This is a genomic window from Burkholderia sp. BCC1977 (assembly GCF_905339595.1).
Taxonomy (GTDB): domain Bacteria; phylum Pseudomonadota; class Gammaproteobacteria; order Burkholderiales; family Burkholderiaceae; genus Burkholderia.
In genome coordinates this window covers 16,922-30,151 of the sequence record NZ_CAJPGQ010000047.1, presented here as the reverse complement: position 1 = coordinate 30,151, position 13,230 = coordinate 16,922, and the positions used below count along the sequence as shown (strand labels likewise).

The 13,230-nt window shown below is 70.9% G+C and carries 9 protein-coding genes; all 9 read left to right on the top strand.

Features of this window, described 5'->3' with window-relative positions; translation table 11 throughout:
• Positions 1-8 precede the first annotated feature (8 nt).
• The 9 genes from U5771_RS29035 to U5771_RS28995 are packed head-to-tail and all read left to right on the top strand — an operon-like array spanning position 9 to position 13,229.
• The gene (locus tag U5771_RS29035; protein WP_322027157.1) at positions 9-3,821 is read left to right on the top strand and encodes an N-acetylmuramoyl-L-alanine amidase; all 3,813 of its coding nucleotides are present in this window, start codon (positions 9-11) and stop codon (positions 3,819-3,821) included.
• 18 nt (positions 3,822-3,839) lie between these two features.
• A complete protein-coding gene (locus U5771_RS29030) occupies positions 3,840-5,000 on the top strand; it encodes a hypothetical protein (protein ID WP_322027156.1) in 1,161 nt (386 codons plus the stop codon).
• Positions 4,997-5,260: a hypothetical protein gene (locus U5771_RS29025; protein ID WP_322027155.1), complete on the top strand. Its 264-nt coding sequence runs from the start codon at positions 4,997-4,999 to the stop codon at positions 5,258-5,260. The genes U5771_RS29030 and U5771_RS29025 overlap by 4 nt, the downstream gene beginning before the upstream one ends.
• Positions 5,257-6,078: a hypothetical protein gene (locus U5771_RS29020; protein ID WP_322027154.1), complete on the top strand. Its 822-nt coding sequence runs from the start codon at positions 5,257-5,259 to the stop codon at positions 6,076-6,078. The genes U5771_RS29025 and U5771_RS29020 overlap by 4 nt, the downstream gene beginning before the upstream one ends.
• Complete coding sequence (locus U5771_RS29015) at positions 6,075-7,547, top strand: S8 family peptidase (protein ID WP_322027153.1); 1,473 nt, start codon at positions 6,075-6,077, stop codon at positions 7,545-7,547. The genes U5771_RS29020 and U5771_RS29015 overlap by 4 nt, the downstream gene beginning before the upstream one ends.
• 58 nt (positions 7,548-7,605) lie before the next feature.
• Positions 7,606-9,399, top strand: a complete 1,794-nt coding sequence (locus tag U5771_RS29010; RefSeq protein WP_322027152.1) for a hypothetical protein — start codon at positions 7,606-7,608, stop codon at positions 9,397-9,399.
• 50 nt (positions 9,400-9,449) lie between these two features.
• Positions 9,450-10,502, top strand: coding sequence for a hypothetical protein (locus U5771_RS29005; RefSeq protein WP_322027151.1), 1,053 nt, complete (start codon positions 9,450-9,452; stop codon positions 10,500-10,502).
• Positions 10,503-10,535: 33 nt separating this feature from the next.
• Positions 10,536-11,924: a hypothetical protein gene (locus U5771_RS29000; protein ID WP_322027150.1), complete on the top strand. Its 1,389-nt coding sequence runs from the start codon at positions 10,536-10,538 to the stop codon at positions 11,922-11,924.
• Positions 11,925-11,927: 3 nt separating this feature from the next.
• Positions 11,928-13,229, top strand: coding sequence for a hypothetical protein (locus tag U5771_RS28995; RefSeq protein ID WP_322027149.1), 1,302 nt, complete (start codon positions 11,928-11,930; stop codon positions 13,227-13,229).
• The last annotated feature ends 1 nt before the right edge of the window (position 13,230 follow it).

Genomic DNA, 13,230 nt, shown 5'->3' with positions numbered 1-13,230 from the left:
GACACGACATGGCAGCGCAACTCCATCCCAACCGCATGGTCCTGACCGACCGTTTCCCGATGCTGGGCTTCACGATTCGCGTCGGCCACGCGCCGTGCGTCGCGGAACTGGTGATCGCCACCGATCCCGCGCTGTTCATGCGCAAGGAAGGGCGCACGTCGTCGACGTTCTACACCAGCCGCGAGGACGGCGTGCTGGCGATTCCGCGCGGCGAAGCGGTGTTCATGGTGCCGCCGGCGGTGCTGGCGCGCTTCGCGGGCGCGGGCCGGCTGTGGTTCGGTCTGGCCACGGCCGCATCGCCGGATGCCGACGCGTGGACGGTCGACGTGCTGCCGAATGCCGACAGCCCCTATGTATCGCTGTCGGGACTCAGCGACCGGGGCTTGCGCAGGGTCCGCATGTTCCCGACGCGCGGCACTGCCGCCGTCAGGAATCCGCTGTTGAACTGGGCGGGCGACGGCACGCGGCCGGGCGCGACTGCGGTGCCGGCGCCTGCCGCGCCGGGAGTCGTTTCCGCCGCGCCGCAGCCGGCCGTCGAACCCGTTGCGCCGCACCACGACGTTCACTACGACGACGGGTTCGGTCCGCTGCCGCCGCTGAATGCCGCCACGCCGGTCGCCGCGAGGCCCGCCGCGCCGGCATCGGCGCCGGCCATCGCACCGGCACCCACCGTCGCACCGGCACCCGCCACTGCACCGACCCCCGTCTCGCAGGGGATGAGCGACGATGCCGCGTTCCGCCTGGCGGGCGAGCGCCGCGGCTTTACCTGGCCGCGGCCGCGCAAGCTGTCGACCGTCGAGCGGGCCGCGCTGCGCGCGATGCTGAGCGCGAATCCGGCCACCGCGTCGCTGATGCTGCTGCTGCCGGTCGCGATGCGCAACGGCCTGTCGGTCTCGATCGGCGCGGGTGCGGGCGCCGGGCTGGAATCCGGGGGCGCGGGCGCGGTCGGCCTCATCTTCGACGCCAATGGCGACGACATCGGCGTCTTCGTGTCGGGCGAGCTCGACTTCGGCTATATCGTGTCGGCGAGCCTCACCGGCCAGCTCAGTCTGCTGCGCGGCCATATCGACGATTTCTCGGGCACCGGCACGACGGTGGGCGTGATGGTCGGCGAAAGCCCGGCCGGCGGCATCTCGGCGCTGTTCAACGCCCGTAACGAATTCGTCGGCGTCACGCTGTCGGCCGGCGTCAGCGTCGGCAGCCCGGTAAGCGTCTTCGTCGGCGTCTCGCGCGCCGCGGCGGGCACGATCGCCACCGCGTCGGCGTCGTCCTCCTCGTTCGCGTGGTCGCGCGGCCTGAGCGCCGACCCGGAGGCGTACGGCATCGATACGCCGCCGTACAGCGACGACGATGCAGCCGCCGAGCCGTCCGCGACGGCCAGTGCGCTGGCGCTGGGCGCGCGCGAGAACAGTCTCGTCACGCGCACCGCGGCCAGCCCGAATTTCGACGAGGGGCGCGGCAGCAAGACGATCGACCGCATCATCATCCACATCGCCGACGTACCCACCGTCCAGCAGGTGGTGAATACCTTCACCAATGCGTCGTCCAAGGTGAGTGCGCATTACCTGGTCGGGCAGGAGGGCGAGGTCGTCCAGTTCGTCTCCGAGGCCGACACGGCGTGGCACTGCAAGGGCTCGAACCAGCGCAGCATCGGCATCGAACACATCGCGGTGAAGCGCGGCGGCGCCGACTACCCGCGTCGCAACGGCACCGTCCAGCATTTCGATGCGCTGGCGCCGACCCAGCTCGAGTATGAAACCTCGGCGGCGCTGGTCGCGTCGCTGTGCGACAAGTATCAGTTGCCGATCAATCGCACGACGATCATGGGCCATCGCGAGGCCGACACGTCGACCGGCCATACCGCGTGCCCGGACGGCAACTGGGACTGGGACTACTACATGCGGCTGGTCACCAGCCGCACCTGCCAGCCGCAAGCGGCCGGCCAGGCGCTGGGGCTCGCCGCCCGCGGCCTCGCCGACGACATTCCGCTCGATCCCGGCGTCGGCGGCCTGTCGATCGGCACCGACGCGCTGGAGATCGGCGACATCATTCTCAGCACCACCGGCAATCCCGGCTCCGGCGTCATTCGTGCCGGCTCCGGCGCCGAGGTCAGTCACGCGATGCTGTACGTCGGTCAGGGCGGGCAGGTGATCGAGGCGATTCCCGGCGGGGTCCAGTTGCGCCCGCTCGCGGATGCACTGGCCGACGCGCGCCTCGCGGTCGCGTTCCGGGTGCCGGGCCTGACCGATACGCAGCAGCGGCAGGTCGCCGATGCCGCCGCGCGCTACCTCGATCGCGGTTTCAACTACGTCGGGCTGGTCCGCTGCGGCAGCTACCTGATCGATCGCCACGCGTGCGACCTGCTGTCGGGCGACGCGGCGGAGCGCTGCCGCCGCTTCGTCGGCCGCATCGAGCTCGGCGAAGGCGCCGACACCGACAACTTCTTCTGCTCGCAACTGGTCGCCCAGTCGTTCCAGGACGCCGGCAAGCCGATCGTCAGCGTGCCGCCGCACTGGGTGCCGCCGGGCGATCTCGCCAGCCTGTCGACCGGCACGATGGCCCCGGGAACGCTCGCGTATGTCGGCCATCTGAAGGCGCCGATCCCGAGCCGCGGTTTCTTCGGCATGAGCCAGGCGCTGTCGGTCGCCCCGGGCGCCGCGCGCGCGCTGGGCGCCGACGACTGGACGGTGAACTGGGACGAGGTGCAGATGACCCCGCAGCCCACCGATATGGGCTGCTGGGCGACGGCCGCGTCGATGGTGCTCGGCTGGCGCGACAACCAGAGCGTCGATCCGTCACTGCTGGCGCGCTGCATCAGCCTCGAGCGGCAGATGCGCGATGGCCTGGCGCCGGCCGAGGTCGCGGGGTTCGCCGGTGCGTCGACTCTCACGGTCGAACCCAATGCGTGCTTCGCGCCTGAAGGCTTTCGGCGGCTGCTGGAAGCGAACGGGCCGATCTGGGTCGCCGAAGTCGTGCGTGCGCCGGTCAACTTCTTCCATGCGGTGGTGGTGACGGGCATGTATCGCAGCGGCGACGCGTATTTCGTGCGGATCACCGATCCGCTGGACCGGGTGGTCGGCACGCCGGGCCATCCCGGCGCGCGGACCCTGCCGCCGACCCACGCGACCGGCAGCCGCTACATCATGAGCTACGAGGATTTCGTGTCGGAATACGAGGCGGCGGCGGGCATCGGCGTGATCCAGCTCATGCATTCGGGCGGCACGTTCGGTCACCTGATCAATCGCGGCAGCGCGGCGGGCGCGGGCTACGCGCTCGGCGCCGAGCCGCCGGCCGCGGGCGGCGAATTCGGCTTCGGCGTGAGCCTGACCCGGCGCACCGAGCGCCGCGACGGGCGCGGCTACGATCTCGCGCAACTGGCCGGGCTGGTCCAGCCCGCCAATGCGCTGGCGGGCGGCGCCGGCCAGCCGCGCGTGGCCGGCCAGCGCATCATCCTCGACGACTGGCCGTACATCGACGGGCCGAGCGGCCGCACGTCGGCGCCGGTGTCGATCGACTGGGCGTGGCAGGGCGGTGCGGTCGGCGACGTGACGCTGGCCCCGGACCAGGGACAGATGCTCGACGGCTGGACCGCGCTCGTGCGCGCGGAGATCGGCCGCGGTTCGGGCACGCCCGAGCGGGCGAGCGTCAGGCTGCGCATCACCACCACGTTCCGGCATGCCGGCGAGGAGGATCAGGTCGGCGTGACGGAGGTGACGCTGAACGGCGACGGCCGCTTCCAGACCGTGCACGGCGCCGACGCCGTGCCGCCGCTTCCGGCCAGCGGCACGCAGCCCGCGCCGCGCGAACTGCAACCTGCCTGACCCCGAGGGACACGCGCGATGGCCCGCCACATTCCCCCTCCGCCACCACGCGGCGCGATCACGCCCGCAGTGGCACTTGCTCGCGACGCGTTCGGCCGCGAGATCGTCGACAGCGCCGGATCGGGCGACCCGGGCCGGCAGGACGGCGCACTGCCGCAAGCGGCGCCGGCCGGCGGCGGAGCGCCCGGCGCCCCGGGCGCGTCCGGGGCGCCCAAGGAGAAGGCGACGGACGCCATCGGCCGGCGTGCGGCGGCGCTGGCCGACGCGATCGACTTTCCGACCTTCGTCGCGAGCCTCGTGCATGGCACGTACGACGCGATCGTCGACAGCTCGATCAAGCAGGTGGAGAGTTTCGCCGACCTGGTCGGCGCGGTGGCCAAGCCGCTGGACCAGTTCACGCAGGAGAACGTGACCGACGGACAGGCGCGCGCATGGTTGGTCGAGCAGTATCCGCACGACGTGACGCTGGTGCAGGACGGCGGCGAGTATCGCCTCGCGCCGGTGGTCCGGACCGGCGATGACGACGCGGCGCCCGCGCCCGCGTGGCTCGCCGATTTCGGTGCCGCCGACGGCGCGTTCGATACCCAGACGCTCGAATCGGTGGTGCTGCCCCGCGCCCGCGAGCGTGTCGCGCAGCATCGGTTGTCGACGCTGTCGACGATGGTGCTGCTGGGCATGCAGCGGGTCGTGGTCAAGGACGGCACGATCGCGGCGAGCCTCAATTTCCAGGCCAAGGCGCGCGACCGCGCCGCCGTGCAGTATGCGACGTCGAACGACCCGTCGTCGGGACAGACGACCTGGGGTGGACGGGGAATGTCGGGCGATGTCGTCACGACGGTCTCGACCGTGGCGGTCAATGCGCAAACCGACACCGATCTCAAGGCGACGCTGACCGGCAAGGTGAGCATCAATTTCGCATCGGAGACGCTGCCGCTCGACCGCTTCGTCGACGAGGCGTCGCGCAATCTGCTTGAGCGGCACAGCCGGCCGGCGGCGCGAATCGCGCCGCCGACGGTGACGGGTACCCCGCCTGCGGCGCCGGTTGCGGCGCCGGCTCCCGCCGTGACGCCCGCGCCCGCCGCCGTGCCGGCTGCGTCCGCGGCACCAGCGGCACCAGCGGCACCAGCTGCACCGGCAGCACCGGCAGCACCCGTATCCGCCCGAGGAGAACCGACATGATTGCGCCGCGGCCGCTGGGCGAGACGCTGGGCGCGTTCGCCGACGTTGCCGGACAGCTGACCGCGGGCGCGGCGCAGGGGCTGCGGGTGTGCTCGCTGGCGATGGAACTGCCGCTCGACCTGCGCATCGCGCGGGGCGCCGACGGCATCGAGCTGGTCGGCGATCTGCCGCAGTTCCTGACCCGCACGGCCTTCGATCCGGAGCCGGCGCGGCTCGCGATCGTCTTCGAAGCCGTGCCGGTCGACGGAGCGGGGCAATGAACAGCAACGCCAGCCTGCGCCTCGAGGATTTCATCCAGGCCGTGCAGAGCCAGCTCGACAACGCGCAGGCGGCGATGGCGATCAAGGCGCGCAACCTCAACCTGCCGCTGACCTTCGCGATCAAGGACGTCAACCTCGATCTGCGCGCCCATGTCGAATTCGTCGAAAGCGAGGTGTGGATTCGCCCCGCCGGCCCGGGCGACACCGACAGCAGTACCTTCCATCTCGTCTTCACGACCATCACGCGGCCGGCGATCGAGGAGAACGCGATCGCGCTGTCCGAGGACAGCAAGGACCAGCCGCTCGACGCGTTGGGCGACGAGCTCTCGGCCGAGGACCGCAAGCGGCTGGAATGGGCCGGCGTGCGCACGGTCCGGCAATTCCAGCAGGCCGAGCAGCGCGACATGGTGCATGCGATCGGCCGCGTCACCAACCTGTCCGTGGACCGGCTGCGCCGGGCGCTCGATCGGGCGTCCGCGCCGAGCGTCGAGCGGATCGAGCCGGTGGCGCCCGCCACCGACGCGCAGCCCGATGCGGCGCCGCTGCTGCGCGTGATCGGGCGCAATCTCGTCAACGGCACGCACGCGCCGCTGGTGCGGATCGGCAATCGCCCGGTCGCCGTATTGCAATCGGCGGACGACGAGTTGCTGCTCGCGCCCGGTCGCGACCAGTGGGCCGGCGAACTCGCCGTCTCGCCGACGAGCCGGCATGCCGCCGCGCTGGCGTTCGACCTGAGCGCATTCGCGCCGCCGTCGGCGCCCGCGGCCCGGCCCATGGCCCTGGCCGCCGTTCCCGGCCAGGAGGAGGCGCGGCCATGACGCTCCATGCACTCGGCACGCCCTGGGCATCGCCCGGCGAGCGTCAGTTCAGCCTGCCGACCAGCCTGCTCGTCAAGCTGGCGCTCGGCGAAGCGCCCGAGCACGTGCCGTCGATCCGCGACGTGACGCGCGGCGCGCTGGCTGCCGCGCAATGCATCGACGGCGGCCCGGTCGATCGCATCGTGGGCGCGTTCGCCGGCCGATTTCTCGCGGTGCGCCCGTTCAGCGCGGCGGCCGGGCGCTGGGTGCCCGGGCACGCGCACCTCGGATACGACGCGATCGAACAGATGACGGGCATGGCCCGCACGCTGCTGCTGCGCGTGCCGGCGGGCACGCCAATCGGCGCGCTGTGCGACTCGCTCGCCCAGCTCGCGACCGTGGAAAGCGTGACGCCCAACTACGTGGCGATGGTCCCGATGGACGCGCCCGGCCGCCTCGCGCCCGTGCCGCCGGCCGCGCGCTTCGCGCAGGATGCGCGCGCGCTGGTGCGCATGGCCGACGCGCACGCGATCGAGCGGGGCGACAGCGGCGTCACGGTCGGTCTCATCGACAGCGGCATCGCCCGCCAGCATCCCGAATTCGCCCATGCGTTCCGCGCGGGCGCCGATACGGTGCGGCTGGAGCCCGGCGACTTGTCGCCCGGCGTGCAGCTGCTGAGCGGACATGGCCATCGCGGCGATTTTCCCGAGGACCGCTTCGTCGGCCACGGCATGGGCTGCGCGGGCATCATCGCCGCGGCGGGCGTGGCGATGCCGCGCGGGCTCGGCGGCGACTGCCGCATCCTGCCGATGCGCGCGCTGGCGGCCGCCCGGCTGCCGGGCAAGGCGCATGCGGTCGGGCTCGGCGCGATCGCCGACCTCGATCGCGCGCTCAAGCTGGCGGTCGACCTCGGCGCGAAGGTGATCAACATGAGCTTCGGCACCGACGATGCGACGATCGCCGCCAACCGCCCGAAACCGCATGCCGACACGATCGCGTATGCCGCCGCGCGCGGCTGCATCCTCGTGGCCGCGAGCGGCAACGACGGCAGCGTGACCCGCTACTGGCCCGCCGCCTACCCGCAGGTGATCGCGGTCGGCGCCGTGGGCGACGACGGCCGGCCGACCCCGTTCTCGACGCGCGGCCCGCACGTCGCGCTGTGCGCACCGGGCGAACGGGTGCTGACGAGCGCGATCGAGGCGTATCAGCTGGCGACCGGCACCAGCTTCGCCGCGCCGTTCGTCGCGGGCGCCGCGGCGCTGCTCGTCGCGTACGCGCAGCGCCGCGCCTTTCCGCTCGACGGCGCGACGGTGCGCGAGCTGGTCGTCGCGACCGCGCGCCCGTTCGCGCCCGGCGCGGCCGACGGCTGCGGCGCCGGCATTCTCGACGCGGCGGCGGCGCTGCAGGCGCTGTCCGGCCGCATCGACGCGTACGAAGCGGCGGGCGACGACGGTTGCACGGGCAAGGACGGCCGTGCGGACGACGGCTGACTTGCGCACCGGATCCCGTTCACTCCCCCGAACCGACCGGATTTCAAGGAGAAGTTAAATGTTTCATGTCAACAATCAAGTCCGCTTCCTCGACCTCGTCGACCTCGAGACCCGGGCACGCGACGGGCTGGTCGATATCGTCAACCGGCTCGAGTCGCTGAAGCGGCCGCCGGTCGCCGCCGAGCGGGAGCAGCTCGCGCTGTGCAAGGCCATCCTCGCGGTCGTCTACGACACGAAGCCGTCCGACGGCGTGCCGCAGGTGTGCGATCCGCTGTTCGTCGCCACCCGCGAACTGCTCGCCAGCAAGTCGCTGGTGAATCCGCCGTTGCTCTCCGAGGTCAACGGCCAGCTGGTGTTCGGCGCGGGCGACGTGGGCGGCGCCAATGGCGCGAACGGCGCGGATCCGGAGCCCGCGTCGATCACGCTGGTCGCGCTGGTGCTCGGCATCCTCGCGGTGGACGGGGCCACGCCGCCGCCCGTGAAGGTCGACGGCGGCAGGACCGTGCCGGACGACGACAACGTGCTGATGAACGCCTTTACCCGCCAGTTTTTCGCGGCGGTGGGCGAAGCCAATTCGTATGGCGTGCTCGCGCAGCGGGTGCTGGCGCTGCTGTGCCTCGAGGGCGATCCCGACGGCCGCGGCGGCCAGCAGCCGGGCGTGGTCGCCACCGAATTCGCGCGCGTCATGCGCGGCCTGCAGGCCCGCAAGATCCAGGCCGACGAGCCGCAGTTGCGCCGCCGCATCAACGAGGAGCTGAACACCGTCCAGAACATCGGCGGCGAGGACGCGATCGCCGATCTCGGCATCGACCTGCCGAACCTCGAGGACCTGGAAGACGCGAACATCGTCGCCGACAACGTGCGCGTGATGGGCCCGATGATCGTCGCCGCGATGTTCGACGAGCTCAAGGTGTTCCAGGTGGTCGACCGCATCGTCGAGCAGTTCCAGCACGGCACGCTGCCGATCGGCCCCGGCAATGCCGGCAAGCTGCTCTATCGCTACTGGCGCGAAACGCCGAACCGCATCTCCGAGCAGGAGCGCAAGAACTTCGCGGCGATCACGCTCGGCGTGCCGGGCGGCGATCCGAACACGGCCGGCAACCGCGAGTTCAACGACCTGTGGATCCGCTTCGTGTCGTCGGTTTCGTCGTTCGTGCGCCAGACCGAAGTCGACTCGCTGCTGCGCGCGAGCGTGCCGAACCCGATCAACCACCAGCAGGTGCGCAAGGCCGCCCGCGATCTCGCCGGCAACCTGTCGCTGCACGGCTACGGCATGGCGCATTACGCCGCGCGCGAGATCCAGTCGCAGGTCAAGTTCATGATCGATCTGCTGCAGGACCCCGAGATCCGCGGCTGCTACGGCGCCAAGGACATGTGGCAGGTGATCGACCAGGTCGCGACCTACGATCTGGGCGGCGCGCGCACCAGTTCGCGCTATCGCACGCTGGCGACCTGCGGCACGATCATCACCGCATGGCTGGCCAACAACGTCGATCGCGTCAACAAGGCGACCGGCCCGCTGCTCAGCATCGACCAGATCGCCAATCCCGACGTCTCGTCGAACCACAAGTCGACCGTCGACCCGACCGACTACGACCTGGTCAACGCGTGCGAGCTGTGGCTGGCCGATACCGCGACCACCGATACGCAGATCGAGCAGTTCTCGCAACCGCGCGAGGCGCCGCAGATGACGTCGAAGCCGGTGCCGATCCCGGCGATGGCGCGCGAGATGCTGGACAGCGTCGGCGACATCGGCGCCGGCCTCGGCCTCGGCGCGGGCGTGCCGGTGAAGGCGGGTTACGGCGTCGGCACGCACAACGGCGCGAGCTACTACTCGAACCGCCCGCACTGAAGCGGCGTTGCGTGCGCCATGCCATTCCCGAACCCTGCCGGAGCCGAGCCATGCCCCTGACCTCATTCCGCGAGCCGGTCGTCGCCCGGGTCGAACGCCGCCTGAAGAGCGCCGCGCGAAGCCTCGGCACCGCCGATCCATTCGCGCCGTCGCGCGACCTGTTCCTGCGCACGTTCGGCGACGGCGCCGACGATCTGCGGTTCCGCGACAACGCGCTGATGCCGATGGCGGTCCCGTTCGAACCCAGCTTCTCGGAAAGCCAGCCGGGCAAGCTGCGCTTCACGATCGAGCCGTTGCCGCCGGAGGCGTCCGCGATCGACCGGCGCGACGAGTCCACCCGTGAAATGCGCAAGCTGATCCGCGACTTCATCGGCCGCGAGGCGCTGCACTGGTTCGACCAGGCGAGCGAGCCGTTCCGGGGCTTCGCGCGGCCCGGCGGCAACCTCGACTACGGTGCGTTCTTCGGCTCCAGCTACGACCGCGACGGGCTCTACGCGTCCAAGGTGTACTACGAGCTGCCCGGCGACGCCGGCACGATCGAGAACCTGCCGCGCGACCTGGCCGGCATCGTCCAGGCCGCGCTGCGGATGGTGCCCGGGCTCAAGCCGCTGTTCACCACGATGGCGGCCCAGCGCGATCTCGGCGGCCAGCGGCTCACGTTCGCGTGCACCCGGGCGCTGCGCCTCGCCGATCTGCAGCCGGTCCTGGATGCGCTCGGCATCGGTCATCGCCTGCCCGGCATCATGCAGCTCCTGGGGCTGGTGCTCGGCGGGCGCTTCGACCTGCCGCCGCACGGTGCGCTGCTCGCGTTCGGGCTCGGCCCGGACGGCCCGGATTTCGAGCTCTACGTGCTGCTGTCGGCGATTCCCGACGTGCCGCCGGCCTTCCTCAGCCTGCTGACGATGGGGCTCGCCGAGCGTCCGCGCGGGCTGCAGGCGCTCGAGCGGTGGATGGGCGCGTTCACGCCGGAGGACGCGCACTGGCCGGGCCGCTTCTCGATCATCAGCCTGCGCACGGACGCGGCCTGCCCGGCGCGGGTGAGTCTCTACCTGCGTCCCATCGAGTTCGAACTGCCGGTGGACGCACCGGCCCAGGCCAACTGAATCGCTTCGTCACGCGTTTTCCGCGAGGTCGCCATGTTCCCGCAAGCTGCCCGTTCCACGCCGATCGCGCCGCCGCCGCGCGCCGCCGCGGCCGCCCCGCGTCACACGCCGCCGGTGCCGGCCGACGAAGTGCGCCACGGCGTCGCGCAGATGCTGACCCGGTCGCAGGCGTTCAACGCGATGCCCGACGCCGATCGCCGCGACATCGCGCGCAACACCGCGTTGATCGCCGATTACCTCGCGCGGCCCGAGGGGTTCGCCGGCCACGAGATTCCGGGCGGGGTAGGCACCGCGCCGGCGCGCGCGCTGGACGACAACACGGATCATTCGGCGCACGAGGCGGATTTCGCGACGCACAACCAGGCCGTCGACAGCATCGGCAAGTCCAGGTTCACCGCGGCGGCCGCGCACGAGGGCGCCGCGGTCGCGGGCGAGCTGCTGAACCAGGTCAAGTTTCCGACCTTCGTCGCGAGCCTGATCAGCGGGGTGTTCCAGTCGATCACCCACAGCTCGATCGAGCAGATGAAGGCGTATCAGGAAATGATCGCGCAGGTGGCGAAATCGCTCGGCCAGTTCGCCGACGAGCACGTGACCGAGAACCAGGCGCGCGATCATATGGTCGGCCAGTTTCCCGACCTGTTCGAGATCGGCATGGACGACAGCGGCGACACGCCGAGCCCGCGCGTGCAGGTGCGCGACGGGGTCGACCCCGACGACGCGTCGAAGACCGTGCGCGCGCGCCTGCAGATGGGCGACGGCGATACCTTCGACCTGTCGGACGAGGCTTCCGAACTCGCCATCGTCAACCGCTTCAAGATGCAGCTCGCCAAGCAGCGCCAGCAGATGCTGGCCTCGATCGTGCTGATGGGCATCAACCGCATCGTCGTCACCGACGGCAAGATCTCCGCGAAGATCATCTACGACGTGCGCGCGCAGGACACGCTTTCCAGGCAGCGCAGCGCCACCGCGGTCGACCTCGCCCGCGACAAGGACGGCAATGTCCAGTCGACCTACGCGGGCAAGGGCACCTACGATCGCGGCGGCAAGTACGACTCCAGCAACGACAAGGACAACGGCCGCCAGTACAGCGCGGACTACTACGCGAAGGGCGACTACGAATACGAGAACAAGCCGATCATCACCGCGTCGACGGCTGCATCGGAAACCAGCAACGCGGCGATGCAGACCAAGATCCAGCTGTCCGGCGCGGTCGACGTCAATTTCAAGAGCGACTACCTGCCGCTCGACAAGATGGCGACGCCGCAGATGATCGCCACCATCACCGGCAACGCGACGCCGGCCGATCCCAACGTGCTGCCCAGTCCGAAAACGCCGCCGGCCGCCGCTGCACCGGCGGCGGCTTCAGCTCCGGCTGCGGCTGCGGCTCCGGCCGCCGCGCCGGCGCCGACCAGGGGAAACTGAGCCATGCGCCTGCCCGCTCCCCCCGACGCGCTTCACCCGGTGCGGCCGCCGACCAGCGCCGCCGCGTTCGACGCGACGCGGCCCGAGGTGCGCCGCCTGCTGACCGCGATTCCGTCGTTTCTCGACCTGCCCGACGACGAGCGCCGCCGCATCGCCGCCGATACGGTGCGGGTGCTCGCCTACCTGGCCGATCCGAACGGCGTGCATGCGGAGATCGCCGAGCGCGAGGCGAACGGCGAACTGCCGCCCACCGGCCTCGCGCGCCCGGTCGCGCAGCCGCGTCCGGCGCCGGCTGCCGCGGCGCTGGCCGACGATCCCGTCACCGCGACCAAGCGCCAGCTCGCGCAGGATCCCGGCTTCGCCGGCAAGGACTTCCAGGCCGGCGCCGTGAAGCAGGGCGTCGAGCAGTTCGGCCAGATGGTGCAGAAGGTCGATTTCCCGAAATTCGTAGGAGGACTGATCAAGAACGTGTTCCAGGCGATCGTCGAAAGCTCGATCGAGCAGATGCGCGCGTATGGCGAACTGATCGCCAATGTCGCCAAGACCACCGCCCAGTTCATGAGCGACAACATCAGCGAGGGGGCCGGCCGCGACTATCTCGCCGATTCGTTTCCGGACGTGCTGTCGGTGCAGGCGCAGGACGGCGCCGACGCGTTCGACGCGGACAGCACCGGCGCGGCGGCCGCCGCGGCCCCGTCGCGGCTGGTGGCGCAGGGCGACAACGCGCAGCAGCGGCTCGCCGAGATCAGCCGGAACTACCACCTCGATCCGCCGGTGACCGACCTGTCCGACGACAAGTCCGAGCTGCGCCTCGTCACCGCGGCGCGCCTGCAGATGGCGAAGCAGCGCCAGCAGTTGCTGTCGTCGATGGTCATGCTCGGCATCAATCGGATCGTCGTCACCGACGGGTCGATCAACGCCAAGGTGGTGTTCGACATGCGCGCCAGCGACACCGCGAAACGCACCTACACCGCGTCGATGCACGACCGCGAGAGCCAGAAATACAAGGAATCGCTCAACGCCCATTACGGCAGCTGGTACACGCCGTATTCCGCCGATGCCGCGTTCGAGGGGCAGCAGGAACACGTGGCCACCGTCGGGTCGGCGCTCGACGACACCAGCGAATCGAAGGCCGAGGTGAAGGCGAAGCTGTCGGGCGAGGTCCGCGTCAACTTCAAGAGCGACTACCTGCCGCTCGACAAGATGGCGACGCCCGAGATGATGTCGGTGATCCAGGGCAACTCGACGCCGTACAACCCCAACAAGCCGGCCCCCGCCGCCGGTTTGCCCGCCGGGCAGCACTGAA